Origin of the sequence: Seohaeicola saemankumensis (genome assembly GCF_021021435.1) — a bacterium.
GTDB lineage: Bacteria > Pseudomonadota > Alphaproteobacteria > Rhodobacterales > Rhodobacteraceae > Seohaeicola.
Map to the genome: position 1 here is coordinate 41,257 of NZ_JAINWI010000017.1, position 23,602 is coordinate 64,858.

Below are 23,602 nucleotides of genomic sequence, written 5' to 3' on the forward strand. Positions count from 1 at the left end.
CGCAAACTAATTGACATCGTAAACTATATTTGTTTCTCTTCCCCTCGAACGGGAGAGAGATCACATGCGTACTCAGGTCTGCATTATCGGCGGAGGGCCTTCTGGGCTCTTGCTGTCACAACTTCTACACAACGCCGGTATTGATACGGTCGTTCTGGAACGCCAGACCCGCGACTATGTGCTTGGCCGCATCCGCGCAGGCGTGCTGGAATGGGGCAGCGTCGAAATGCTGCGAAAGGCCGGTGTTGGCAGTCGAATGGACAGCGAAGGCTTTGTCCATGGCGGCACCTATCTGGCCGCTCGCAACAGGGGATTTCGTATCGACTTCCAGCATCTGGTCGGCAAGCAGGTCATGGTTTACGGCCAGACCGAAGTGACCCGCGATCTGTATGACGCACGCGCAAAAGCAGATGGCGTGATCATACATGAGGCGCGGGAAGTCGCACCGCATGATCTTGATACCGAAAAGCCATTCGTCACTTATCAGAAAGACGGCAAAGAGCACCGGATTGATTGTGACTTCGTGGCCGGGTGCGATGGGTTCCACGGGCCTTGCCGCAAGGCTATTCCGGCAACGGTGCTGCACGAATACGAGCGGGTCTATCCCTTCGGCTGGCTGGGCGTTCTGTCCGAAACGCCGCCTGTCAGCCACGAGTTGATCTATGCAAACCACGAACGCGGCTTTGCCTTGTGTTCCATGCGTAATGCGAATCTGAGCCGCTATTACGTACAATGCCCTGTTACCGACAGTCTGGACCAGTGGTCCGATCAGGCGTTCTGGGATGAATTGCGCCGCCGGATTCCCTCAGATGCTGCTGAAACCCTTGTCACAGGCGCCTCGATCGAGAAATCCATCGCGCCCTTGCGGTCTTTCGTGGCCGAACCCATGCGCTGGGGACGGTTGTTTCTTGTCGGCGATGCCGCCCATATCGTGCCGCCCACAGGCGCGAAGGGTCTGAACCTTGCCATCGGCGATGTGCATTACCTGCATGAAGGCCTGATCCAGTATTATCAGGGCGACGATGAAGGCGTGCAGAAATATTCCGAGCGCGCCTTGTCGCGTGTCTGGAAGTCCGAAAGGTTTTCGTGGTCTCTGACGACCATGCTACACCGTTTTCCGGACCAGTCCCCTTTCGAGCAGCGCATGCAAGAAGCCGAACTGGACTATCTGGAAACCTCGGCCGCGGCCCAGCGCGCTGTCGCTGAAAACTATGTGGGATTACCATACTGATGCGTATTGCAGATTTGGGAGATTTCAAGCTTCACTACCGGATTGACGGTGACCTGTCCGGTCGTCCCGTGGTGTTCGCAAACTCGCTTGGCACGGACCTGCGCCTCTGGGACCAGATCCTGCCATTGCTGCCGCAGAACCTGAAATACATCCGCTATGACAAGCGCGGGCACGGGCTGTCGGAACTGACGCCCGGCCCGTATAGCATGGGCACGCTGGTGCGCGATATCGAGCGCCTTATGGATCATCTCGAGATCAAGAATGCGCTTTTCGTGGGCCTGTCCATCGGCGGGATGATCGCACAGGGACTGGCGGTCAAGCGGATGGATCTGATCCGCGCGATGGTGCTGTCGAACACAGGGGCCAAGATCGGCCAGCCCGCGATGTGGGACGACCGGATCGCAGCCGTCAAGGCAGGCGGGATAGAAGCGCTGGCAGACGGGATCATGGAGCGGTGGTTCTCGGCCCCCTTCCGGCAGACCGAGGCCTTTCACGCATGGCGCAACATGCTGGTGCGCCAACCCGCCGAAGGCTACACCGGATGTTCAGCCGCCATTTCGGGCACGGATTTCTACACCCCCACCAGTGGCCTGCGCTTGCCGACATTGGGGATCGCAGGGTCGGATGACGGATCGACCCCGCCTGATCTGGTGCGCGAAACGGTCGACCTGATCCCCGGCTCGCAATTCCATCTGATCCGCAAGGCAGGTCATCTGCCTTGTGTCGAGCAACCGGAGGAATTTGCCGCTGTACTGACCAAGTTCATGCAGGATACCGGCCATGTCTGACCGCTATGACAAGGGTATGGAGGTACGCCGCAAGGTTCTTGGCAACACCCATGTGGACCGTGCCGAAGCCGCAAAGACCGATTTCGACTCGGCGTTCCAGACGCTGATCACCGAGGGCGCATGGGGCAATGTCTGGGCCAGCGATGGGATCTCCTTGCGCGAACGCTCGATGTTGACGCTGGCGCTGCTGGCCGCCACCGGCAATTTCGAGGAAATCCCCATGCATATCCGCGCAACCGCCCGCACAGGTGCCAGCAAACGCGATGTGCTGGAAGCCTTCCAGCACGTCGCGATCTATGCCGGTGTGCCGCGCGCCAATCATGCGCTGAAACTGGCTAAAGCCACCTATGCCGAGATGGAGCAATCCGATGACTGACACCACAGACCTTGGTCCGCTGATTCCCCGCCAGCGCCAAATCCATCCGGTCCCCTACGATCCCGATTATAAAACCTCGGTGCCCCGCTCGCCCAAATGGCCGCTTCTGTCGATGGAAAGCACCCCCAGCGAGGAAACAGGCCCGCGCTTCGGTCATTCCCTGATTGGTCCGTTGGACAACAACCTGATCCTGAACTTCTCGAAGGATGGCAGCCCCGCGATTGGCGAACGCATTCTGATGCATGGCCGCGTGCTGGACGAGAACGCGCGCCCCGTGCCGCATACCCTGGTCGAGATCTGGCAAGCCAATGCAGGCGGGCGCTACCGCCATGTCAAGGACAACTACCTTGCCCCGCTTGATCCCAATTTTGGCGGCTGCGGGCGCACCCTGACCGATGCAGATGGCTATTACCAGTTCCTGACGATCCGGCCTGGGGCCTATCCCTGGCCCAACCGCGCCAATGACTGGCGCCCGATGCATATCCACATCTCGGTCTTCGGGTACAGCTTCGGCCAGCGCCTGATCACCCAGATGTATTTCGAGGGCGATCCCCTGATCAACCGCTGTCCGATTGCAGCCACGATCAAGGATCGCGGCCAGCTTGACCGTCTTGTCGCACCGCTGGACATGTCCCGCTCGCGGCCTCTGGATTATCTGGCCTACAAATTCGACATCGTGCTGCGCGGACGCCGCCAGACCATGTTCGAGAATAAACTGGAAGGGATGTAAAGCATGGTGCAAGCTCTTGACAGCCTGACGGAAACCCCGTCGCAGACAGCAGGCCCCTATGTGCACATCGGCTGCATCCCCAGTTTTGCGGGCATCCCCGGCGTCTACCCCGAAGATCTTGGCCTGTCTTCCATCGCGCAAGGTGCGAAGGGTCAGATCATCACCATTACCGGCGCAGTGATCGACGGTACCGGATGGGCGCTGCGCGATGCAATGATCGAAAGCTGGCAACCCGATGCGGCGGGGCGTTTTGCGGGTGAGGCAGAGGCAGACCCCGCTGTCAGCGGCTTTTGCCGCTTTGCTGCTGACAAGGATAGCGGGCTTTTCACGCTGACGACCGTGAAACCGGGCGCCGTGCCGCATCGTTCCGGCGGCCTGCAGGCCCCGCATATCAGCCTGTGGATCGTGGCACGCGGCATCAATATCGGGCTGTCGACACGCATCTATTTCGAGGACGAAGATAACAGCGGTGACCCTCTGCTCTCGCGGATCGAACAGCGCCCACGGGTCGAGACTTTAATTGCAAAGCAGACCGGCGAGGGCCAGTATCGTTTCGACATTCGTCTGCAGGGCGAGAATGAAACGGTATTTCTGGATCTTTAAATGGCTGATTTCCTTTTGATTCACGGCTCGTGCCACGGCGCGTGGTGCTGGCGAGACCTGATACCGCAACTCGAGGCGCACGGTCATACCGCCCGCGCCATCGACCTGCCGGGGCATGGGGCAGACAGGACGCATTACAGCGAGGTCACACTGGAGCGCTACGCGCAGGCAATCATCGACGCGATTGATACACCTGTGGCGCTGGTCGGCCACTCGATGGCGGGTTTCCCGATCTCGCTTGCTGCCGAAATGGCCCCTCAGAAGATCGCAAGCCTGATCTATCTATGTGCCTATGCCGCGCAGAACGGCCGCAGTCTGGTCGAGATGCGGGCTGAAGCGCCGCGCCAACCGATGGCGGATGCGGCTCTCAGAACGCAGGACGGGCTGGCGTTTTATGTCGATCCTGCCAAGGCCCCCTCGCTGTTTTACAACGACTGCCCCGCCGAAGCTGTGGAATTTGCCCTGCCCCGTCTGTGCCTTCAGGCGCTTGCGCCGCAAACAACCCCGATCCGGCTGGGTGCGGCCTATGCCCGCGTCAAACGCAGCTATATCCGCTGCGATGATGACCGCACGATCCCGCCCGAATACCAGCTTACGATGACGCAAGGCTGGCCCGCTTCCGATGTGTATGCCATGCCAACCGGTCATTCGCCATTCTTCGCCGATCCCGCGGGTCTGGCTGATCTGCTGACACGTATCGCGAAAGGTTGAGCTATGGCCGCCTCCGTTTTCGACAGCCCGCTTTACAGCCGCCTGTTTCCGGCAGGCGAGGTGGATCGTCTCTTTACCGACAGTGCCGAAGTGCGGGCCATGCTGCTGGTCGAGGGGGCGCTGGCCAAGACGGAAGGCGCGCTGGGTGTCATTCCCGAAACTGCTGCGGCCTATATTCACCGCGCCGCGATGGAGGTGCAGATTGATCCGGCCGGACTGGCAACGCCAACAGGGCAAAACGGTGTAACGGTTCCCGGTCTGGTAGCCGCGTTTCGCACCGCAATGGAGGCACCGGAACACGCGCAATATGCCCATTGGGGGGCCACGTCGCAGGATATCATGGATACGGGCCTGATGTTGCGGTTGCGCCAGATGCTCTGCTTGCAAGAAAAGATGCTGGTCGCGACGCTCAAATCGCTGGGCACACTCGCCACAGACCATGCAGCGACACCAATGGCCGCGCGGACCTATGGACAGCACGCCACCCCCACCAGTTTCGGGGCCACAGTGGCCCATTGGGGCGCGCCGCTGCTTGATCTGCTGACTGCACTGCCCGCCTTGCGGCAATCCTGCCTCTGGGTCTCGCTTTCGGGGGCTGCAGGAACATCAGCGGCTCTTGGACCAAAAGCTTCCGAGATTCGCGCGGGCATTGCCGAGGCACTTGGCCTGCATGATCCACAGCGTAGCTGGCATAGTGATCGCACCCCGATCCTGCGCCTTGCAGCTTGGCAAACACAACTGGCACTAGCGCTTGGCAAAATGGCCGAAGACCTGCTGATCCTGACGCAGACCGGCATTGGCGAAGTCTCGCTCGGTGCTGCGGGCGCCTCCTCGACCATGCCGCAGAAGCAGAACCCTGTTCTGCCATCGGTCATGGCTGCCACGGCGCGCCATGTTGTCGGATTGAATGCCACGCTCCAAGGGGCCGGATTGCACCGTCTGGACCGCGATGGCGCGGCGTGGTTCACTGAATGGCTTACACTCCCACAGCTATGCCTTGCCACAACAGCTACGCTGATCCACGCGCAAAGCCTGTCCCAGACCCTGCGCCCGAATAGCGCTGCTATGCGGGCGGCGATGACCGGGGCACAGAACCTGATTCATGCCGAAGCGCTCAGCTTTGCGCTGGCCAATCACCTGCCCCGCCCCGAAGCACAGGCGGCGATCAAGACCATGTGCAAGGAAGCTGGCGAGACTGGTGCGGATCTCGCTGATCTGGCGGCTGAAGCCTTTCCCGATCTGGACCTTGCAGCGGTCTTCGACCCCGTGCAACAGACGGGCCATGCCCCGACCGAGGCGCTTGCCTTCGCAAAGGCGGCCGATCTGCTCTGACCTGCCGTTCATTCCACTTCAAATGTCCAAAGATAAAAGTCCGATCCGCGCAAAGCTGTGGCTATTTGCGCCCTGCGTAAAGCTGCCAGAGCCAGATCAGCACCAGCGAACCGAGTACCGCCCCCACAAGACCGGCACCAAAGCCCAGCACCGCCAGAAGCGCACGCAGGGCCAGTCCGCCGATCAGGGCACCCGCCATGCCGATCACCACCGTCGTGATGATATCAGCCTCGATCCGCATCAGCCGCGTGGCGATAAAACCCGCCGCTGCGCCGATGATAAGCAACCAGATTACAGGCACGTTCTACCCCCCCTACTTTCTACGCCAGTGGGTTGGCACAAGGATCAGTGACCCGACCGAGGACAGGATCGCATCGAACCCGGGACTGCCGAACTTCAGCCCGAACATGATCCGGACAAAATAGAACAGGAACGCCCCACCGACACAGATGATGATGGATTGCAGATATCCGTTCCGCGTGAAGCCTGTTTTTTCAGACAGATAGCCCACGATTCCCGCAATCACTACTGTTCCGATCATCGTGGGAAACATTGACTATCCTTTCACAAGCCGGGTGCCCTTGGGCAAGGGCATACCCCGCAAAAACTCTGCTGCATCCTGCGCGCCGCGCCCTGCGCGTTGCAAGCGCAAAAGCTGGACTGCACCCGTTCCGCAAGCCACGGTCAGAGCATCATCCAGAACCTCACCCGGCGCGCCCTGTCCGGTCGCCAGCCGCGAGGCCAGCAATTTGATCCTTTGGCCGTCGTGATCCACCCACGCGCCCGGAAAAGGCGATAAGGCGCGGATGTGGCGGTCCACCTCAGGGGCGGGGTGTGTCCAGTCGATAGCCGCCTCGGACTTGTCGATTTTCGTGGCATAGGTCACGCCAGCAGCGGGTTGCGCCTTGGGCACAAGATCATCCAGACGCGCCAAGGCATCGACAACCAAATGCGCGCCCATGTCGGACAGACGGTCATGCAACTGCCCTGTTGTCTCTTCGGGTCCGATCGGTGTTGCCTTTCGTAACAGAACCGGCCCTGTGTCCAGACCGGCCTCCATCTGCATGATACAGATTCCTGTTTCCGCATCGCCCGCCATGATCGCACGATGGATCGGAGCCGCTCCACGCCAGCGAGGTAGCAGACTGGCGTGAATATTCAGGCAACCGCGTTCCGGCGCATCCAGCACCGCTTGCGGCAGAATCAGGCCATAGGCCACAACGACAGCGATATCGGCCTTGAAGGCTGCAAACTCCGCCTGCGCCTCGGGGCTCTTCAGGCTGACCGGATGATACACGGCCAGCCCTAATTCCAAAGCGCGGGCATGCACCGGTGTCGGCATTTCCTTTTTGCCCCGTCCTGCCGGACGCGGGGGCTGGCAATAGACCGCCACAACCTCGTGACCCGCCTTTACCAGCGCATCAAGTACCGGAACAGAAAAAGCGGGCGTGCCCATGAAGACGATCCTCATGCGCGCTTCCTTGCCTTGCGGATCAGCATGTCGCGTTTGGTCTTCGACAGGTGGTCAAAATACATCCGGCCCGCCAAATGGTCGATCTGGTGCTGCACCGATGTGGCCCAAAGCCCGACGAAATCACGCTCCTCGACCTGGCCCTGCGCGTTCAGGAACCGCACCAGCACCGCGCGGGGGCGGCTGATCGTGGCGGATACGCCGGGCAAGTTGGGGCTTGCCTCATCATGATCGCGCAATTGGACCGAGGCATGGACCACTTCGGGATTGGCCATACGGACCACCTGCCCGCGTTTTTCCGAGGCATCAACAACGGCAAGACGCAGCATCACGCCGATCTGGGGCGCGGCAAGGCCCACGCCAGGCATGGCTTCCATCGTGTCGATCATGTCGACCCAGATCGCGCGGATATCATCCGTAATGGCCGACACATCAGCGGCAGCATTTCGCAGACGCGCATCAGGCCAGGGGATGCAACGACGGACCGTCACGCGGGGCGCGCAGGAAAGCTGACGGAATAGGAGGCCTCCACCACACGCCGAGCTTCGGGCGAGAGGCGGTCCAATGTGACAAGACCGTCCAAATGATCAAGTTCGTGCTGGGCGCAACGCGCCTCGAAACCGTCAAGTTCAACCTCTTGCGCGGTTCCATCCATTTCGAGATAGCGCAGCCTGATCCGCTCGGGACGCTGCACCTCGGCCAGTACACCCGGGATGGACAGACACCCCTCATTGCCGGACACCATGCCCTCGGCACGCGTAATTTCAGGGTTGATGCACACCATCGGGGTCATGTCGCCATCCTTCCAGCCGCAATCCATCACGAAAAGCCGCATCATCACGCCGACTTGCGGCGCGGCCAGACCGCGCCCGTAGGCGTCATACATGGTTTCAAACATATCGCGCACCAGATCGGACAGATCGTGGTGATCCGCCACCGGATCACAAAGGGTCGAGAGCCGCGGGTCGGGCCAGCGCAAGATCGGCAGCGCGCTCACACCCGGGCCCGTTCCCGTTTGAGCTTCTGCATCCGGCGCGTGATCAACTGGCGACGCAGCGGCTTGAGGTAGTCGATGAATAGTTTGCCATCCAGATGGTCCACCTCATGCTGCACACAGGTGGCCCAGAGACCGGCAAAATCTTCCTGCTGCTCGTTGCCGTTGCGGTCGATCCAGCGCAGGGACACTTCGGCGGGACGCTCGACTTCGCCATATTGCTCGGGGATCGACAGGCAACCTTCCTCATAGGTGCTGCGCTCGTCGGAACTGGCGATGATCTCGGGGTTGAACATGATCAGCGGGCGCGGTGCCTCGCCCTCGGTCTTGACGCAATCAAGAACGATCAGGCGGCTGTTCACACCGACTTGCGGCGCCGCCAGCCCGATGCCGGGAGCGTCATACATGGTTTCCAGCATGTCATCTGCCAGACGGCGCAGATCATCATTCAGGTCCGGCACAGCGGCCGAGACCTTTTTCAGGCGCGGGTCGGGATGGATCAGGATCGGGCGTTTTGTCATGACTGCCGAAATAGGATACAGGCCATTGCGGTGCAATGGTGCAAAATAGACTGCATACCGTACTGCTCCACCATTTCGGCAAGATGATTGTTCTACCATTGTTGTTATTGATAGTAAAAGTTTTTCATTTATTATCAAAAAATAAAATTTCTGCCTGATATATTGCATTTATTCAGAACATATAGATAACTCTCGGCAGCAAAGAGAATTGCCGCAGTTGACTGTTGCACAGGTCCGGTCGCGCGTTACTCTGCCTCGCAAACAGGAGACAATGATGAGCTTTGATACACCCGTTGACCGTTTTGGCACCCATTCTGTCAAATGGGACATGATGGAAAAACTCTATGGTGTTCCCGCCGCAGACGGGATTCCGATGTGGGTTGCCGATATGGATTTTGTCGCGCCGGATTGCATCCAGAACGCGGTGGCAAAGATGCGGGATCATGGCGTCTACGGCTATTTTGGCGATGACAGCGCCTATCGCGCCGCGATCTGCTGGTGGATGCAGAACCGCCACGGCTGGACGATGCAGCCGGAATGGATCTTCACCACGCATGGTCTGGTCAATGGCACCGCGATGTGTGTCGACACTTTCACGCAACCGGATGACGGGGTGGTCTTGTTCACGCCAGTCTATCATGCCTTTGCCAAGGTCATCAAAGCCAACGGACGCCGTGTGATCGAATGCCCGTTGGTGAACACTGACGGGCGCTACGAGATGGATTTCGACGCCTATGATGCCAAGATGGACGGATCAGCCAAGATGGTCATTCTGTGCTCGCCGCATAATCCGGGCGGACGGGTCTGGACGCAGGCCGAATTGCAAGGCGTGGCCGATTTCGCAAAGCGTCACGATCTGATCCTTGTCTCGGACGAGATCCACCATGATCTGGTCTATCCGGGCGCTAAACATACCGTCATGGCGAATGTCGATGACAGTATCGGCAACCGGCTGGTGATGATGACGGCGACGACCAAGACCTTTAACATCGCAGGCAGCCATTCCGGCAATGTCATTATCCCCGACCCCGCTTTGCGCGCACGGTTCGAGGGGCGGATGATGGCACTTGGCCTGTCACCCAACTCTTTCGGGCTGCATATGGCAACAGCCGCCTATTCGCCCGCCGGCGCTGCCTGGGTGGATGATCTGATGGTCTATCTGGATGGCAACCGCCAGATCTTCGATGCCGGTGTGAATGCCATCCCCGGTCTGGCTTCGATGCCGCTGGAGGCAACATATCTGGCATGGGTCGATTTTTCAGGGACCGGCATGGATCAGGCAGAATTCACACGCCGTGTGGAACAGGGCGCACATATCGCAGTGAACCACGGGCCGACTTTCGGTCGCGGGGGCGAGTGTTTCTTGCGTTTCAATCTGGCCACGCCCCGCGCATTAGTGGAACAGGCGGTCGCGCGTTTGCAAAAAGCCTTTGGCGATCTGCAATAAAGGTCAGAAAAGAAAAAAGGGCGGCGCAGCGTTCAGCTGCGTTCGATCAATGCGACTGGCGCGGCCTCGTCACGGGCAAAATCAAGTGCCGCCCTGTCCGCAACCGGCGTGCTGCGCTTGAAATCGAACCACATCTCGTCATCCTGCGTTTCGGACGCAACGATCAGACATTGCGACAGGTGTTTGCCACCGTCGTAAAGATCAACCAGACCGCGCAGATGCGGCGCATCGTCCAGATCCATAGCAAAGCCGCTGTCCCACACCCGTAGCACGGGATAGGTTTTGCCCCCGACTTCGATCCTAAGACGGCTGCTGCGTTTTTGTGCAAGCTTGCGGGCGGCGGCCAGACCCTCGCGCAATTCTCTGGACAAAAAAGTCGTCATGCCGTCCTCCCGATCCGCATTCATCCCCAGGATGAAGCATGGTTGAAAATCGTCAAGTAAAGCTTTGACGACACATCATTTCCAATCCGTTACCTATCACCGAAAAACGGCCATTTTCGGGGAAAAAGGTGGCTTGTGACTGGTTTCTGTTTCTGACTCTACAGACAGACTGACCCGTGCCAGCGTCAACATTCCACGAGACCCAGTATCATCGCCTCATGGTTTCGCACCGAATCGGGAAAGGACTCGCGCCGTTGCAGCATCCGCGCAAGGCGTCCCTCTGCATCCCATTGTGCCAGACGTGTCACCAGTCCCGACACCTGCGCGGCGTCGCGCACAGGATGCAGCGCCGGATCAAGCGGAACCAGCGAGGGGAAAACCTCGGCCAGAACCGGAAGGTGCTTATTTTCGGCAGACTCGAAAGGCCACACCGCCAGCGGAACCCTGTGGCGCAGCCCTTGCAATGCGGCAATCCCGGTCAGGCTTTGCCCGCCAACCGATCCCGCCCCGCTCAGCTTCCAGACTTCCTGCGCGCCCTTGGCAAGCTGGTCGGCAAGGCGCCGGTTCCTGGGCAGGCTGTCGCCCCATCCCTGCGGTTTGCGGCGAGGCAGCTCGGGAATATCGCGGGACAGGCCATTGCCCCAGAAAGGCCCCGGCCCGTCAAACCTCCGGTTCAATACAGCCGCCATATCGAAACGGTTGTTGGCATTGTCCGGGCCATCCCGGAGGTTTGCGTGCATGAAAGCCCAGACATCGCGCCAGTCGGCATCCGGTGCCAAGGCATGTGACAGGCCTTCGGGATAGCCGAAGGCAAAGTCAAACCCTGCCAGCACGCGGCGCGCCTGCCTTGTCTCATCCTCAAGATGTGACTGGATCAAAGTCATCGCGGCCGCACGGGTCGGCGGGTTATCCAATATGACCGCCCCACCCTGCACGTGGCGTGCAATCCACAGGCTGTCGCGCCCTGTCTTGGATGTGCCATTGGCGGACCAGTCCACCACCATATAGCTGTCGAATACCGGCAAGCCTGTCCCTTTCCTGTGCATCGCTCCAGCTAGCAGTTCTATCAGGGTGGGCAAGCACTGTGCGCTGACGCAGGGCGGATGCGCGAGGCTCAGGCTTTGCGACAGCACCTGCTGCCCCTAGGTTCTTGGCAACAGAAGGAGATTAAGACATGGGCCACCTCGTTGACGGTGAATGGCACGACACATGGTACGACACCTCGAAGACCGGCGGCAAGTTCGAACGCTCGACCGCCGCGTTTCGCAACTGGATCACTGCCGATGGCCGTGCAGGGCCATCCGGCGAAGGCGGGTTCGAGGCAGAAAGCGACCGATACCACCTTTATGTGTCACTTGCGTGCCCTTGGGCGCATCGTACGCTGATTTTCCGTGCCCTCAAAGGGTTGGACGACCATATCGGGGTATCGGTCGTGCATCCTGACATGCTGTCGGATGGCTGGACCCTGTCCAGCGATTTTCAGGGTGCGACGGGTGACCGCCTGTTCGGCCTGCCGTTCTTGCGTGACGTCTATACCCGCGTCGACCCCAAGGTATCAGGTCGTGTCACAGTGCCCATCCTCTACGACACGAAGCGCGATACGATCGTATCCAACGAAAGCGCCGAGATTATCCGTATGCTGAATACAGCCTTTGACGGGTTGACCGGCAACAATGATGACTACTGGCCCGAAGAACTGCACGACGACATCGAAGAAGTGAACGCGCGGATCTACGACACGTTCAACAACGGCGTCTACAAGGCGGGTTTTGCCACAACGCAATCCGCCTATGACGAGGCGGTTGTGCCCCTTTTCAATACTCTGGACTGGCTGGAAGAGCGTCTGTCATCACATCGCTATCTGATGGGCGACCGATTGACAGAAGCCGACTGGCGGTTGTTCCCGACACTGGTGCGCTTTGATTCCGTCTATCACCTGCATTTCAAATGCAACCGCAAGCGGATCATAGATTACCCTAACCTGTGGGCCTATACGCGTGAGTTGTATCAGGTTCCCGGTGTGGCAGGGACCGTCAATCTTGATCACATCGTGCGGCACTATCATTTCAGCCACCAGACCATCAATCCGAACCGGATCATCCCGATCAATCCGGTTCTGGACTTTCTGGCACCGCATGGGCGGGAAAAGTGACGCCGCACCGGAAGGATTGTCCGACTCGTCAGCAGGATGGATCCTTTCATCTCTGACGCTATCCAGCTTTGCAATAATGTGCCACCATCGCCGCGAGATCCTCGGGCGGGGTGGCGCTTTGCAGGAAGGCGCAGGCATTGGGGCTATGCAGAAAAATCGAACCGTCCGAGAAAAAGGTCGTGTTGGTCACGAAAATCACCTGCGCCAAAGGCCGACGATAACTGGCATAGTCCGAAATCGCCAATGCGCTGCCCTCTTTCAGGACCAGATCCAGAACGATCATGTCGACGGCATGGGCGCGTAGCAGATCAAAGGCACCTTCCTGTCCCTGGACAAGATGCACCTGCGCGCCTTGACGTTCCAAATGCCGTTTCCAGAGCCTCCCCAAATCAGGTTCCGGCTCAACAATCAAAACGATCATAATGTCCTCTTATGGTCCGCAGGATGCGGCTTGCATCCCGTTGGATGGGGCGTCTTATTGTGTTCCAGCACCTGCCCCCGTCATGACGCTCAAACGCTAACAAAGCGTTAATAAGTGCGAAGGTTCTGTTAACTGACCCTTGGTCAGCTTGCACTTTTGGCAAGAATCCGCTTGATGGAGCCCAAGCAGGAGCAAGGCAGATGACGCAAAACGATAACAGTTCTGTTCTGTCTGGCAGCGTATCGCCGCAGCGAGTTGCGCCACGCGATCACGGTGGCGGTCTGGACGGGGCCATGGCGTGCTTTGGCGGCACGCGGTGCGACTGGATCGACCTTTCCACAGGCATCAACCCCTGCCCTTGGCCTGTAGCAGCTTCGGTCTGGTCTGCCGACGCGTGGACCGCACTACCTGACCGTGCAGCAGCACAGGCCCTGAACGATGCGGCGCGCACCTTATGGCAGGTGCCGGACGGGATGGATGTCTTGCCCGCCCCCGGCGCCTCGGCCCTGATCGCGCGGATACCGGCGTTGATGCGGGCCGGACGGGTGCATATCGCGCAACCAACCTATAACGAACATGCCGCAGCCTTCACGGCACATGGCTGGAAAGTCACGCCGCTGGACGACGGCGCGCTGGATGCGCGGGTGATCGTGCATCCGAACAACCCGACAGGCGCATGGAGCCTGCCGTCAGCGCTGGAAAACCTGCCCCTCGTCATCGTCGATGAAAGCTTTTGCGACATCGCCCCAGAGCAGTCGCTGCTGCCGCATCTGCCGCATGAGGGCGGGATCATCCTCAAGAGTTTCGGCAAGTTCTGGGGCTTGGCAGGGCTGCGCTTGGGCTTTGCTATCGGCGATCCGGTGTTGCTGGCGCGTCTGGCGGAAGCGATGGGGCCATGGCCGGTGTCCGGGCCTGCACTGGCGATCGGTGCTGCGGCGCTGGCGGATCGGGAATGGGCTGATCAGACACGTAGAAGACTTGCCGCGGATTCGCTGCGTCTGGACGGGTTGATGCAGAAAGCAGGCGCCAAGGTTACAGGAGGAACCGACCTGTTCCGCCTTTACACAGTGAACGATGCAGCCGCATGGCAGGCGCGTCTGGCAGCGGCCCGCATCTGGACACGGATTTTTCCATGGTCGGACAGATTGATCAGGCTGGGCATGCCTGCGCCTGCGCTGTGGGACCGGATCGAGGCGGCTGTGTGACCCTGATCCTTGCGATGCTTCTAGATGCAGCACTGGGAGAGCCCCACTGGGTGTGGTCACGGCTGCCGCATCCGGCTGTCCTGATGGGACGGGTGATCGGTTGGGCCGATGCGCGATTCAACCAAGGGGGCATGCGCCGGATCAAGGGTATCGGCGTGATGCTGGTGCTGGGCTGTGCAGCACTTCTTCTGGGTGGAGCGTTACAGGCGCTTGGGCCGGTGGTCGAGGTGATCGTCGTAGCGATCCTGATCGCACAGCGCAGCCTTGTGGAGCATGTGCAGGCCGTGGCCCAAGGACTGCGCGGCGATCTGGCCAAGGGGCGCGCCGCTGTCGCGATGATCGTCAGCCGTGACACAGGCACGATGGACGAAAGCGCCGTCGCCCGCGCGGCAATCGAGTCAGCGGCCGAGAACATGTCTGACGGCGTTGTCGCCCCCCTGTTCTGGTACGCGATTGCGGGCCTGCCGGGGCTTCTGCTTTACAAGATCACCAATACCGCCGACAGCATGATCGGCTACCGGACCCCGCGACACGAGGCTTTCGGCTGGGCAGCCGCGCGGTTCGACGATTTTTTGAACCTGATCCCCGCACGTGGCACCGCCTTTCTGATGGCCCTGACCCATGGCGGTCTGCGCGACTGGCGCGGCATCGTCGCTGATGCGGGGCTGCACCGCTCGCCCAATGCAGGCTGGCCCGAAGCCGCGATGGCGCGCGCCTTGGGCATTGCGCTATCCGGTCCGCGTGCCTATGACGGGCGGATGCAAGATTTTCCCTTCGTCAACCCGTCAGCGCGCAAGCCCCTGCTGGCGCAGGATATCGACGCCGCCTTGCGGGTTCTCTGGGCAGTGTGGGCGGCAGTTCTTTGCCTTGGCGTCATCCTCGCCCTGTTGTGATCGTATCCTGCTAAAGCCCCTGCTAGGGTGCCGGAAAACCAATCACATCAAGGTGCCAGATGCCGTCATTTCCGTTTTCCCTGACCACAACTGCGATGGTCCTCGCCCTTTCCGGCACGCCGGTTCTGGCCCAATGCGGCGGCGGCTTCAGCGCCTTCGTCGACGGGTTAAAAGCCGAGGCCACCTCGCGCGGCCATGCCGCCAGCAGCGTCGCGCAGTTCTTTGCGCCCGTTCGGCAAGACCCCAAGGTGATCGAGGCCGACCGGCGGCAAGGTGTCTTCACACTGGATTTCACCACATTCGCGCGTCGTCTGATCAGCCAGTCGCGGCTTGATACGGGGCTGGCCAAGTCGCGAGAATGGAACAGTGTCTTTGATCGCGCTGCTGCAGAATATGGCGTACCGCGTGGCGTGCTCTTGGCTTTTTGGGCCTTCGAGACGGATTACGGCGCGTTTCAGGGGGATTTCAACACCGTCAATGCGTTGGTCACACTGGCGCATGACTGCCGCAGACCGGACCTCTTCCGCCCGCAAGTCTTCCACGCGCTGACCCTGTTCCAGAACAACGATCTGGACCCCGCCACCACGACAGGTGCATGGGCGGGCGAGATCGGAATGGTGCAGATGCTGCCGGGCGATATCCTCGAGAACGGCGTGGACGGGGATGGCGACGGGCATGTCAGGCTGAAGTCCTCTGCGCCCGACGCGCTGCTGTCAGGGGCCAAGATGCTGCAACATTTCGGTTGGCGCGCGGACGAGCCGTGGTTGCAAGAGGTCACTTTGCCCGCCGATATGGACTGGTCCCAGAGTGGGGTTGGCAAGGCAAGTTCCCTAACCGATTGGGCGGCGATGGGTGTTGCCCCGCGATCAGGCAGATGGATGGCTGCAGGATTGCCTGCAAGCCTGATCCTGCCGCAGGGGCACAAGGGACCGGCCTTCGTGGCTTATCCGAATTTCAACGTATTTTTTGAATGGAACCAGAGCTTTACCTATGTTCTCACCGCAGCCTATTTCGCAACACGGCTGTCGGGTGAACCTGTTTTTGATCCGCGCAATCCGGACACAGGGCTGGATCAGGTCCAGATGCGGCAATTGCAGGAAAGGCTTTTGGCACGCGGCTACGACGTGGGAGCAGTGGATGGCATCCTTGGTGCCGGAACCCGGGCTGCGGTGCAGGCGGAACAGGTCCGGCTTGGCCTGCCTGCGGATGCGTGGCCGACTGCGACGCTTCTGTCACGGATGTAACGCAGGCCGCAGACAGGGTGGCGCGCGCAGTCTTGGATATTTAAGGCAAGAAGAAGTGGGTGGCCGGTCAGGCCACCATCGCTTCGGCTTTTTTCAGATCAACCGAGACAAGCTGGCTGACCCCCTGTTCCTGCATCGTGACACCAAAAAGACGGTCCATCCGCGCCATTGTGACCGCATGGTGGGTGATGATCAGGAAGCGTGTATCGGTGCGGCGGCACATCTCGTCCAGAAGATCGCAGAAGCGGGTGACGTTGGCATCATCCAGCGGCGCGTCCACCTCGTCGAGCACGCAGATCGGCGCGGGGTTGGCAAGAAAAACCGCAAATATCAGGGCCAGTGCCGTCAGGGTCTGTTCGCCCCCTGACAGCAGGCTGAGGGTCGAAAGTTTCTTGCCCGGCGGCTGGCACATGATCTCCAGCCCTGCTTCAAGCGGGTCATCGGATTCAACCAGCACCAGATCGGCCTCGCCACCACCGAAAAGATGCTTGAAAAGAAGCGCGAAATTGCTGTTCACCTGCTCGAAAGCGGTCAACAGACGCTCGCGGCCCTCACGGTTCAGGCTGGCGATACCCAAGCGCAGGGCCTTGATCGCCTCTTCCAGATCGGATTTCTCACGCGCCAGCGTGTCATGCTCGGTCTGCACCTCTGCCGCGTCTTCCTCGGCGCGCAGGTTGACTGCCCCCAAAGCATCGCGCTGACGTTTAAGGCGGTTCACATCCGCCTCGATCGCGTCCGAGGCAGGCATCGCGTCAGGGTCGGCGCCAAGGGTTTCCAGCAATTGCGCGGGCGTTGTTTCCTGATCCTCGGCGATCCGTTCGGCGGCGTAGGCCACGGTCTCACGCGCAGCATCGGCGCGGGCCTCGGCGCGGGCACGCGCCTCGCGTGCTTCCGATGCCGCGCGTTCGGCATCGCGTTCGGCCTGTTCCGATGCGCGCAGGGCTGTTTCGCCCTCGGCCAGCACATCGGCAGCGCGGGCGCGGCGCGCCTCGGCAGTGTTGATCGCATCGGACAGCTCCGCCCGCTTGGCCGCGATTTCCTCGGGCGCGGCGCTCGCCTCTTTCAACTCGGCCTCGGATGTCTGCTTGCGCTCGACCAGTTCGGTGCTGCGGGTCTCGGCGGTTTGCAGGCGGTGCCGCCAGCCCGAGACTTCCTTGGTGACTTCCTGAGAGCGGCGCGTGCGCGCCTCGCCTTCGCGGCGGATCTCGTCATGAGACGAACGGCGCGTCATCATGGTGATGCGCGCCGCCTCGACCGTCACGCGCAGGCCTTCCATATCTGCGCGGGCGCTGTCCAGATCCTCCAGACCGGCCACGGCGCGCTCGGCCTCCAGCAGTTGTGCGCGGGCCGACATCGCCTCTTCCTCGTGGCGGCTGACGGCAAGTCCAAGCGATTCCAGCTTCGATTCCGCAAGGTTCCGATCAGCCTCGGCACGGCTCAGCGCGCGGTTCGCGTCATTGACCCTTGCATCGGCGGCACGACGGGCACCGCGCGCGGCCTGATCGGCTTCGGTCAGGGCCGCCAGACGCGCGGCAAGACTTTCATGCGCGGCGCGGGCCGCATCGGCGCGCGACGTCGCACGCTCCATCTGCTGTTTCAGTTCTTCCAGCCGGTTGAGCTGTTGCAGGCGCAAGGCCGCAGCAGAGGGTGCGTCCTCGGCCCATGCGCGATACCCGTCCCAGCGCCACAAATCGCCCTCAAGACTGACAAGGCGCTGACCGGGTTCCAGCAAAGACTGGAAACGCGGGCCGTCATCGGGATCAATCAGGCCGATCTGCCCCATGCGCCGCGCCAGCACATCGGGCACCGAGACATGATTGGTCAGGGCCGTGACCCCTTTGGGCAGGGGCTGCGGATCGGCATAGGCGGGCAGAGGCGTCCAGCCCGTCGGGCCATCGGCTTCGACTTCGGGCGCGCGCAAATCATCGGCCAGCGCCGCCCCCAAAGCCTTCTCGAACCCTTGTTCGACCTGAAGGCGGTCCATGATCTGTCCACCTTCGGCGGTGTCGCGCTGCACCAGACGGGCCAGCGCCGTCACCTCGGCGCGCAGGGCGTTCAACTCGCCCTCGGCGGCAGAGCGTTCCGCGCGCACATCGGCCTCGCGTTCCTGTGTCTCGGCGCGGGCAGCCTCAGCGGCGAGCAGGGTCTCATCCGCGCGTGCGGCCAGATCGACGGCGGCGGCTTCCTGCACGCGCGCGTCCTCGAAGGCAAGCGATGCCTTTTCGAGCGCGCCTTTTGATGTCTCGACAGCCTCGCGGGCGCGGACAACCTCGGCCTCGCAGCGCGCGCGCGTCTTGAGGCTGTCCTCAAGCAAACGATGCGCCGACTGGTGGCGCGCAGCAAGGCGGGCCACATCCTCGGTCAGTTGCGACAAATCCGCCTCGCGCTGTTGCAGCACCTCGGCGGCTTCGCGCGCGGCGGCGGCGGCGGCCTCCAGCTTTTCTGCATGCCCTTCGCCAGCCTTGCCCAGTTCGCGGGCTTCCCATTCCAGCCGCGCAATGGTCTCGCCCGCATCGCGGTTCAATCCGGACTCGCGCTCGATATCGCGGGTCAATTGCTCGATCCGGCTTTTCAGCGTGTCGATTGTCTGGCGCGCGCGCGTTTCCTGATCGGTCAGGGTGTCGCGTTGGACTTGCAACCGTTGCAGCACAGCGCTTGCAATCGCCTCTTCCTCGCGCAGGGGCGGCAGGGCATCGTCGCGCGCAATGCGCTGCTTTCCGGCAGCCCGAGCCGTGGCTTCCGCCTGTCCCGCAGCAGTCGTGCGGGCGCGCAGATCATCGTCCGCCGCAGCGCGGGCGCTGTCGGCCTCTTTCCAGCGACGATAGAGCAAAAGCCCCTCGGACCGGCGCAACTCCTCGCCGATGGCGCGATAGCGCGCCGCTTGCCGCGCCTGCCTTTCAAGCTGGGCCAACTGGCTGGCAAGCTGCTCCAGCACATCATCGACCCGTGCAAGGTTCACTTCTGCGGCGTTCAGCTTCAACTCGGCCTCATGGCGGCGCTGATAGAGACCCGAGATACCTGCTGCTTCCTCAAGGATACGGCGGCGGTTCTTGGGTTTGGCGTTGATCAGTTCACTGATCTGGCCCTGCCGGACAAGGGCGGGCGAATGCGCGCCTGTCGAGGCATCGGCAAACAGCATCTGGACATCGCGGGCGCGCACATCCTTAGCGTTGACCTTATAGGCGCTTCCTGCATCACGTGTAATGCGGCGCGTGATCTCGAGCGCGTCATTGTCGTTGAAACCGGCAGGGGCAAGACGTTCGGCATTGTCGAGAACCAGCGTCACTTCGGCAAAATTGCGGGCCGGGCGCGTGGATGCTCCGGCAAAGATCACATCCTCCATCCCGCCGCCGCGCATCGCCGAGGCGCGGTTTTCGCCCATGACCCAGCGCAGCGCCTCAAGCAGGTTGGACTTGCCGCAGCCGTTCGGACCGACCACGCCTGTCAGCCCGTCCCTGATCAGAAGATCGGTCGGATCGACAAAGCTTTTGAATCCGGTCAGTCTGAGCTTGGAGAAACGCACCCGTTCCCTTTCCGATTCCATGCAGTTGTACGAATCTGGATTGCTTGAGGCCCCTGAGTCAACGCGTTTACACCTGATATGGAGAAAACCGCCGAGTTATCCCCAATATATTGACGATTCTTGCGACCAAGAAGCCGCTCGACAGGCATCAACACAGCGTTGACACCTCCATCAAGAGGGCGCAGCCTATGCAACTGACAAATGCTTAAGGCATGCCCATGAAAACGCCCATCAACGTGCGGCATGGTAATCCGCAAGAGCCGGAGGCCATGGCATTGCTGGATGCCAGCCACGCCTTGATGCAAAGCCTGTTTCCCGCCGAGGAAAATCACTACCTCTCGATTGAGGAGTTGTGCGTGCCGGACGTCCTGTTTCTGGTGGCCCAAGCGGATCTGAATATTTGCGGCACCATCGCGCTGGCGTGCAAAACCGGCTATGGCGAGGTGAAATCAATGTTCGTGGCACCGGAGGTACGCGGTCAGGGTGTAGCGCGACTGCTGTTGAACGCGCTGGAGCACGAGGCCCGCGATATCGGCCTGCCCTTGCTACGGCTGGAGACAGGCAACAAACTTGATGCCGCTATCGCACTTTATACCGCGCACGGCTTTGTTTTATGCGGGCCATTCGGTGATTACAGGTCCAACGACACCAGCGTTTTCATGGAGAAACCTCTTGTCTGACAGCATGCCCCGCCGCATGGCTCCGACCGAGGATATGGGGCCGCTCCACGCGCTGCTGACCGTTGCCTTCGCCAGCATGGAAGGACGGATAAATCCGCCTTCGTCCTTGACCCGGATGGGACCGGAAGATCTTGCGATCGCGGCAGCGCGCGCGGAATTGTGGGTGATCGACGGGGCAGAAGGACCATTGGCCTGCATGATTCTGACGCCACTCCCAGATACGCTTTATCTTGGAAAGCTCGCGGTGACGCAGACCGCGCGCGGGCAGGGGCTGGCGCGGAAGATGGTCGAGTTGGCGATCGCAAGGGCGCGGGTGCTGGGTTTGCCCTCGGTCAGTTTGCAGACGCGCATGGAACTGGTCGAGAACCACGCAACCTTTACCGCGCTCGGATTCGAGATGACGGGGACAACCGCCCATCCGGGATTTAACCGGCCCACATCGCTGAGTTTCCAGATGCAGGTTTGATTTCAGCACTCGAGAATACCCAGTATCAACGCCTGATCGCCGCGAATCTCGCGCACCTCGCAACCGCTGGCCTGTCGCATCGCCTCAGCGGCCCGCGGGCCGATTGGCCCCATACGGGGTGCATATTGCACATTGGTTCGCACAGCCTCGGCCAGCTTGCCTTTCACGCGCACGGCAAACACGCTGCCATCAACCTCGACCCTGACAGGGTCGACCCCCATGAAATGCGGACTTGGACCATCGCAGGCTGACAGAGCCATCGCTGCAAGCCAAAAACTGAAGTTCAGTTTACTTTGGTGAAAAAAGAATCTCATCATTCGGCGATCTGGCCAGAAGAAGGTTAATTTTCGGGTAAAGGTGGGCTACCTGTCGCTCCGCTGATCTGGCTTACGTCGCGACGGTGCCTTTGCAACCTGCTTTCCTTTTGCAAGCCCGCCCGCCTTGTGCACATATGCCCGCATCCGCCATTTGAACCGGGGAGCGCCGCGATGATCTTGCCCATTGCAATCTTGCTTGTGTGCCAGTTGATCGGAGAAAGCCTGACGCGCGGCCTGGGGCTGCCGGTTCCGGGTCCTGTGTTGGGGATGGCGTTGCTGCTGGCTGCCTGCCTTGTCGCCCCACGGCTTGCTGCAAGGGTCATGCCCACGGCACAGGGTATTCTGGCACATCTTTCGCTGCTGTTCGTGCCTGCCGGTGTCGGGGTGATCAGTCATCTGGATGTTCTGGGCGGCGCGGGGCCCGCGCTTTTACTGGTGCTTGTCACCAGCACCGCACTGGCCCTGATCGCCAGCGTGCTGACCTTTGTCGTGATCGCCGAGTTATGCGGCGACACCGTCACGCCCGCACCGGAAGAGCCTTCGTCATGACGCCCCTTCCCTTTCCCGAGATCTGGTCCTACCTCAGCCGCGAGCCGCTATTGTGGCTTACGGCGACACTTTTCGCCTATCTGATCGGGGATGGTCTGTCGCGGCGCGCAGGCCGCAACCCGCTGGTCAATCCGGTTCTGGTGGCAATGTTTCTGCTGGGCACCTTGCTCTGGATGACGCGGACACCCTACAGCACCTATTTCGAGGGCGCGCAGTTTGTGCATTTCATGCTTGGCCCGGCCACCGTCGCGCTTGCGCTGCCGCTTTATGCCAATCGCGCGCAAATACGCCGCGTCCTGCTGCCAATGCTGGCGGCCTTGATGGCAGGCTCGGTCACCGCCATCATATCCGCGCTTGGCATTGCCACCGTCTTGGGGATTGACGGTCCGGTGTGGCTGTCGCTGGCCCCGAAATCCACCACCGCCCCTGTGGCGATCGGTATTGCCGAACAGATCGGTGGCTTGCCGACACTGACGGCGGCACTCGTGATCCTGACCGGCATCATCGGTGCTGTTATTGTCACGCCGCTGATGCGGCTGATGCGGATCAAGGACTGGCGGGCGCGCGGCTTTGCCGTTGGGGTTGCGGCCCACGGGATCGGCACAGCACGCGCTTTTCAGGTAAATGACACGGCAGGGGCTTTTGCAGGGATCGGCATGGGTCTTAACGCGATGCTGACAGCCATCCTCGCACCCTATCTTGTGTCGTTGATGCTCTGAAACCCGCAACGCTGAATAGCTGTTGTCGACCCCGCTGTCTGGTCATATGATTTTACCAATTGAATGGAGGTTCCATGCCGTTCCAGTCGGTCCAGCCCGAGAAGATCTCGACCACCGTGACCCATCAGATCGAATTACTGATCCTGCGGGGCATCCTTCGTCCGGGAGAGCGTTTGCCGTCCGAGCGGGAACTTTCTGAGCGACTGGGAATTTCCCGTCCCTCGCTGCGTGAAGCTGTGGCCGAGTTGCAAAGCAAAGGATTGCTGACCAGCAAGGCAGGTGCCGGCATATACGTTGCAGATGTGTTGGGCGGTGCCTTTTCCCCTGCGCTGATCCGGCTATTCTCGGCGCATGACGAAGCTGTCTTCGACTACATCGCTTTTCGCCGCGATATGGAGGGGCTGGCCGCAGAACGCGCCGCGCGGCTCGCCTCGGATACCGATTTGCGCGTGATCCAGACTATTCTGGACAAGATGATCGCGGCCCATGCCAAACGTGACCCTGCGGACGAGGCGCTTCTGGATGCGGATTTCCATCTGTCGATTATCGAAGCCAGCCATAACGTGATCATGCTGCACATGATGCGGTCAATGTATGATCTGCTGCGGGAAGGCGTGTTCTATAACCGGCAGATCATGTTCCGCCAGCGCAGCACGCGCGATACGCTGCTTGAGCAACACCGCGCCATCAACGAAGCAATACAGGCGCGTGATCCCAAGGCTGCACGGGGCGCCGTCGAGGATCATCTGAACTTTGTCGAACAAGCCCTGACAGAGCAGAAGAAAGCCGAGCGTCACGAGGCGATCGCGCGCCAGCGCTATGAGCATGAGCAGCGCAGGTAGGTAG

The 23,602-nt window shown here is 60.8% G+C and carries 28 protein-coding genes; 17 read left to right on the forward strand and 11 right to left on the reverse strand.

Features of this window, described 5'->3' with window-relative positions; all coding sequences use genetic code 11:
• Positions 1–64 precede the first annotated feature (64 nt).
• The 7 genes from pobA to K7H22_RS15870 are packed head-to-tail and all read left to right on the forward strand — an operon-like array spanning position 65 to position 5,771.
• Positions 65–1,231, forward strand: coding sequence for a 4-hydroxybenzoate 3-monooxygenase (gene pobA / locus K7H22_RS15840; protein WP_230801855.1), 1,167 nt, complete (start codon positions 65–67; stop codon positions 1,229–1,231).
• Positions 1,231–2,019, forward strand: coding sequence for a 3-oxoadipate enol-lactonase (pcaD, locus tag K7H22_RS15845; RefSeq protein WP_230801856.1), 789 nt, complete (start codon positions 1,231–1,233; stop codon positions 2,017–2,019). The genes pobA and pcaD overlap by 1 nt, the downstream gene beginning before the upstream one ends.
• On the forward strand, positions 2,012–2,395 hold the full coding sequence (gene pcaC, locus K7H22_RS15850; RefSeq protein ID WP_230801857.1) for a 4-carboxymuconolactone decarboxylase: 384 nt from the start codon (positions 2,012–2,014) through the stop codon (positions 2,393–2,395). Before pcaD ends, pcaC begins: the two co-directional genes overlap by 8 nt.
• Complete coding sequence (pcaH, locus tag K7H22_RS15855; RefSeq protein WP_230801858.1) at positions 2,388–3,125, forward strand: protocatechuate 3,4-dioxygenase subunit beta; 738 nt, start codon at positions 2,388–2,390, stop codon at positions 3,123–3,125. Before pcaC ends, pcaH begins: the two co-directional genes overlap by 8 nt.
• A gap of 3 nt (positions 3,126–3,128) precedes the next feature.
• The gene (gene pcaG, locus K7H22_RS15860; protein ID WP_230801859.1) at positions 3,129–3,728 is read left to right on the forward strand and encodes a protocatechuate 3,4-dioxygenase subunit alpha; all 600 of its coding nucleotides are present in this window, start codon (positions 3,129–3,131) and stop codon (positions 3,726–3,728) included.
• Positions 3,729–4,439 (forward strand): alpha/beta fold hydrolase, encoded by a 711-nt coding sequence (locus K7H22_RS15865; protein WP_230801860.1) that lies wholly within the window; start codon positions 3,729–3,731, stop codon positions 4,437–4,439.
• Between the two features lie 3 nt (positions 4,440–4,442).
• On the forward strand, positions 4,443–5,771 hold the full coding sequence (locus K7H22_RS15870; protein ID WP_230801861.1) for a lyase family protein: 1,329 nt from the start codon (positions 4,443–4,445) through the stop codon (positions 5,769–5,771).
• Between the two features lie 61 nt (positions 5,772–5,832).
• Here K7H22_RS15870 and K7H22_RS15875 read toward each other — a convergent pair whose 3' ends face one another.
• The 6 genes from K7H22_RS15875 to def (K7H22_RS15900) are packed head-to-tail and all read right to left on the reverse strand — an operon-like array spanning position 5,833 to position 8,757.
• A complete protein-coding gene (locus K7H22_RS15875) occupies positions 5,833–6,072 on the reverse strand; it encodes a GlsB/YeaQ/YmgE family stress response membrane protein (RefSeq protein WP_230801862.1) in 240 nt (79 codons plus the stop codon).
• Positions 6,073–6,084: 12 nt separating this feature from the next.
• Complete coding sequence (locus K7H22_RS15880; RefSeq protein ID WP_230801863.1) at positions 6,085–6,324, reverse strand: hypothetical protein; 240 nt, start codon at positions 6,322–6,324, stop codon at positions 6,085–6,087.
• Between the two features lie 3 nt (positions 6,325–6,327).
• Positions 6,328–7,242, reverse strand: coding sequence for a methionyl-tRNA formyltransferase (gene fmt, locus K7H22_RS15885; RefSeq protein WP_230801864.1), 915 nt, complete (start codon positions 7,240–7,242; stop codon positions 6,328–6,330).
• On the reverse strand, positions 7,239–7,733 hold the full coding sequence (gene def, locus K7H22_RS15890) for a peptide deformylase (protein ID WP_230801865.1): 495 nt from the start codon (positions 7,731–7,733) through the stop codon (positions 7,239–7,241). The genes fmt and def (K7H22_RS15890) overlap by 4 nt, the downstream gene beginning before the upstream one ends.
• Positions 7,730–8,239 (reverse strand): peptide deformylase, encoded by a 510-nt coding sequence (gene def / locus K7H22_RS15895; protein ID WP_230801866.1) that lies wholly within the window; start codon positions 8,237–8,239, stop codon positions 7,730–7,732. The genes def (K7H22_RS15890) and def (K7H22_RS15895) overlap by 4 nt, the downstream gene beginning before the upstream one ends.
• Entirely contained in the window at positions 8,236–8,757 is a 522-nt protein-coding gene (def, locus tag K7H22_RS15900) for a peptide deformylase (RefSeq protein WP_230801867.1), read from the reverse strand. The genes def (K7H22_RS15895) and def (K7H22_RS15900) overlap by 4 nt, the downstream gene beginning before the upstream one ends.
• A 274-nt stretch (positions 8,758–9,031) precedes the next feature.
• Here def (K7H22_RS15900) and K7H22_RS15905 point away from each other — a divergent pair, with 274 nt between their 5' ends.
• Entirely contained in the window at positions 9,032–10,204 is a 1,173-nt protein-coding gene (locus K7H22_RS15905; RefSeq protein ID WP_230801868.1) for a MalY/PatB family protein, read from the forward strand.
• A 32-nt stretch (positions 10,205–10,236) separates the two neighbouring features.
• Here K7H22_RS15905 and K7H22_RS15910 read toward each other — a convergent pair whose 3' ends face one another.
• Positions 10,237–10,587, reverse strand: a complete 351-nt coding sequence (locus K7H22_RS15910) for a hypothetical protein (protein ID WP_230801869.1) — start codon at positions 10,585–10,587, stop codon at positions 10,237–10,239.
• A gap of 185 nt (positions 10,588–10,772) precedes the next feature.
• Positions 10,773–11,612, reverse strand: a complete 840-nt coding sequence (locus K7H22_RS15915; RefSeq protein WP_230801870.1) for a molybdopterin guanine dinucleotide synthesis — start codon at positions 11,610–11,612, stop codon at positions 10,773–10,775.
• Positions 11,613–11,761: 149 nt separating this feature from the next.
• Between K7H22_RS15915 and K7H22_RS15920 the strand changes: the two genes are divergently transcribed.
• Positions 11,762–12,739: a glutathione S-transferase family protein gene (locus K7H22_RS15920; protein WP_230801871.1), complete on the forward strand. Its 978-nt coding sequence runs from the start codon at positions 11,762–11,764 to the stop codon at positions 12,737–12,739.
• Between the two features lie 58 nt (positions 12,740–12,797).
• Here K7H22_RS15920 and K7H22_RS15925 read toward each other — a convergent pair whose 3' ends face one another.
• Entirely contained in the window at positions 12,798–13,160 is a 363-nt protein-coding gene (locus tag K7H22_RS15925) for a response regulator transcription factor (protein ID WP_230801872.1), read from the reverse strand.
• Between the two features lie 200 nt (positions 13,161–13,360).
• Between K7H22_RS15925 and K7H22_RS15930 the strand changes: the two genes are divergently transcribed.
• From K7H22_RS15930 to K7H22_RS15940, 3 genes are read left to right on the forward strand one after another with little or no spacing between them, the layout of a single operon-like run.
• A complete protein-coding gene (locus K7H22_RS15930) occupies positions 13,361–14,365 on the forward strand; it encodes an aminotransferase class I/II-fold pyridoxal phosphate-dependent enzyme (protein ID WP_230801873.1) in 1,005 nt (334 codons plus the stop codon).
• Positions 14,366–14,379: 14 nt separating this feature from the next.
• The gene (cbiB, locus tag K7H22_RS15935; RefSeq protein WP_230801969.1) at positions 14,380–15,258 is read left to right on the forward strand and encodes an adenosylcobinamide-phosphate synthase CbiB; all 879 of its coding nucleotides are present in this window, start codon (positions 14,380–14,382) and stop codon (positions 15,256–15,258) included.
• Positions 15,259–15,317: 59 nt separating this feature from the next.
• Positions 15,318–16,502, forward strand: coding sequence for a lytic murein transglycosylase (locus K7H22_RS15940; protein ID WP_230801874.1), 1,185 nt, complete (start codon positions 15,318–15,320; stop codon positions 16,500–16,502).
• Between the two features lie 67 nt (positions 16,503–16,569).
• Here K7H22_RS15940 and smc read toward each other — a convergent pair whose 3' ends face one another.
• Positions 16,570–20,025 carry a chromosome segregation protein SMC gene (gene smc / locus K7H22_RS15945; RefSeq protein WP_230801875.1) on the reverse strand — a complete coding sequence of 1,152 codons (3,456 nt, stop codon included), beginning with the start codon at positions 20,023–20,025 and terminating at the stop codon, positions 16,570–16,572.
• Positions 20,026–20,243: 218 nt separating this feature from the next.
• On the opposite strand from smc, the gene K7H22_RS15950 reads away from it, so the two are divergent.
• Together K7H22_RS15950 and K7H22_RS15955 are read left to right on the forward strand one after the other, a co-directional pair.
• Positions 20,244–20,705, forward strand: coding sequence for a GNAT family N-acetyltransferase (locus K7H22_RS15950; RefSeq protein WP_230801876.1), 462 nt, complete (start codon positions 20,244–20,246; stop codon positions 20,703–20,705).
• Complete coding sequence (locus K7H22_RS15955; protein WP_330165859.1) at positions 20,698–21,171, forward strand: GNAT family N-acetyltransferase; 474 nt, start codon at positions 20,698–20,700, stop codon at positions 21,169–21,171. The genes K7H22_RS15950 and K7H22_RS15955 overlap by 8 nt, the downstream gene beginning before the upstream one ends.
• A gap of 2 nt (positions 21,172–21,173) precedes the next feature.
• Here K7H22_RS15955 and K7H22_RS15960 read toward each other — a convergent pair whose 3' ends face one another.
• Positions 21,174–21,431 carry a hypothetical protein gene (locus K7H22_RS15960; protein WP_230801877.1) on the reverse strand — a complete coding sequence of 86 codons (258 nt, stop codon included), beginning with the start codon at positions 21,429–21,431 and terminating at the stop codon, positions 21,174–21,176.
• 228 nt (positions 21,432–21,659) lie between these two features.
• On the opposite strand from K7H22_RS15960, the gene K7H22_RS15965 reads away from it, so the two are divergent.
• From K7H22_RS15965 to K7H22_RS15975, 3 genes are all read left to right on the forward strand, one after another.
• Positions 21,660–22,037: a CidA/LrgA family protein gene (locus tag K7H22_RS15965; protein WP_230801878.1), complete on the forward strand. Its 378-nt coding sequence runs from the start codon at positions 21,660–21,662 to the stop codon at positions 22,035–22,037.
• A complete protein-coding gene (locus tag K7H22_RS15970; RefSeq protein WP_230801879.1) occupies positions 22,034–22,756 on the forward strand; it encodes an LrgB family protein in 723 nt (240 codons plus the stop codon). Before K7H22_RS15965 ends, K7H22_RS15970 begins: the two co-directional genes overlap by 4 nt.
• Positions 22,757–22,830: 74 nt before the next feature.
• Entirely contained in the window at positions 22,831–23,598 is a 768-nt protein-coding gene (locus K7H22_RS15975) for a FadR/GntR family transcriptional regulator (protein WP_230801880.1), read from the forward strand.
• The last annotated feature ends 4 nt before the right edge of the window (positions 23,599–23,602 follow it).

Coding starts and splice junctions, on each gene's coding strand:
- pcaG (WP_230801859.1), top strand. CDS start 3,129: ATGGTGCAAGCTCTTGACAGCCTGACGGAAACCCCGTCGCAGACAGCA.
- K7H22_RS15930 (WP_230801873.1), top strand. CDS start 13,361: ATGACGCAAAACGATAACAGTTCTGTTCTGTCTGGCAGCGTATCGCCG.
- K7H22_RS15970 (WP_230801879.1), top strand. CDS start 22,034: ATGACGCCCCTTCCCTTTCCCGAGATCTGGTCCTACCTCAGCCGCGAG.
- K7H22_RS15865 (WP_230801860.1), top strand. CDS start 3,729: ATGGCTGATTTCCTTTTGATTCACGGCTCGTGCCACGGCGCGTGGTGC.
- pcaC (WP_230801857.1), top strand. CDS start 2,012: ATGTCTGACCGCTATGACAAGGGTATGGAGGTACGCCGCAAGGTTCTT.
- K7H22_RS15880 (WP_230801863.1), bottom strand. CDS start 6,324: ATGTTTCCCACGATGATCGGAACAGTAGTGATTGCGGGAATCGTGGGC.
- K7H22_RS15940 (WP_230801874.1), top strand. CDS start 15,318: ATGCCGTCATTTCCGTTTTCCCTGACCACAACTGCGATGGTCCTCGCC.
- K7H22_RS15910 (WP_230801869.1), bottom strand. CDS start 10,587: ATGACGACTTTTTTGTCCAGAGAATTGCGCGAGGGTCTGGCCGCCGCC.
- def (WP_230801867.1), bottom strand. CDS start 8,757: ATGACAAAACGCCCGATCCTGATCCATCCCGACCCGCGCCTGAAAAAG.
- fmt (WP_230801864.1), bottom strand. CDS start 7,242: ATGAGGATCGTCTTCATGGGCACGCCCGCTTTTTCTGTTCCGGTACTT.
- K7H22_RS15920 (WP_230801871.1), top strand. CDS start 11,762: ATGGGCCACCTCGTTGACGGTGAATGGCACGACACATGGTACGACACC.
- K7H22_RS15960 (WP_230801877.1), bottom strand. CDS start 21,431: ATGGCTCTGTCAGCCTGCGATGGTCCAAGTCCGCATTTCATGGGGGTC.
- K7H22_RS15905 (WP_230801868.1), top strand. CDS start 9,032: ATGAGCTTTGATACACCCGTTGACCGTTTTGGCACCCATTCTGTCAAA.
- K7H22_RS15925 (WP_230801872.1), bottom strand. CDS start 13,160: ATGATCGTTTTGATTGTTGAGCCGGAACCTGATTTGGGGAGGCTCTGG.
- pobA (WP_230801855.1), top strand. CDS start 65: ATGCGTACTCAGGTCTGCATTATCGGCGGAGGGCCTTCTGGGCTCTTG.
- cbiB (WP_230801969.1), top strand. CDS start 14,380: ATGCTTCTAGATGCAGCACTGGGAGAGCCCCACTGGGTGTGGTCACGG.
- K7H22_RS15975 (WP_230801880.1), top strand. CDS start 22,831: ATGCCGTTCCAGTCGGTCCAGCCCGAGAAGATCTCGACCACCGTGACC.
- pcaH (WP_230801858.1), top strand. CDS start 2,388: ATGACTGACACCACAGACCTTGGTCCGCTGATTCCCCGCCAGCGCCAA.
- K7H22_RS15965 (WP_230801878.1), top strand. CDS start 21,660: ATGATCTTGCCCATTGCAATCTTGCTTGTGTGCCAGTTGATCGGAGAA.
- pcaD (WP_230801856.1), top strand. CDS start 1,231: ATGCGTATTGCAGATTTGGGAGATTTCAAGCTTCACTACCGGATTGAC.
- K7H22_RS15870 (WP_230801861.1), top strand. CDS start 4,443: ATGGCCGCCTCCGTTTTCGACAGCCCGCTTTACAGCCGCCTGTTTCCG.
- K7H22_RS15950 (WP_230801876.1), top strand. CDS start 20,244: ATGAAAACGCCCATCAACGTGCGGCATGGTAATCCGCAAGAGCCGGAG.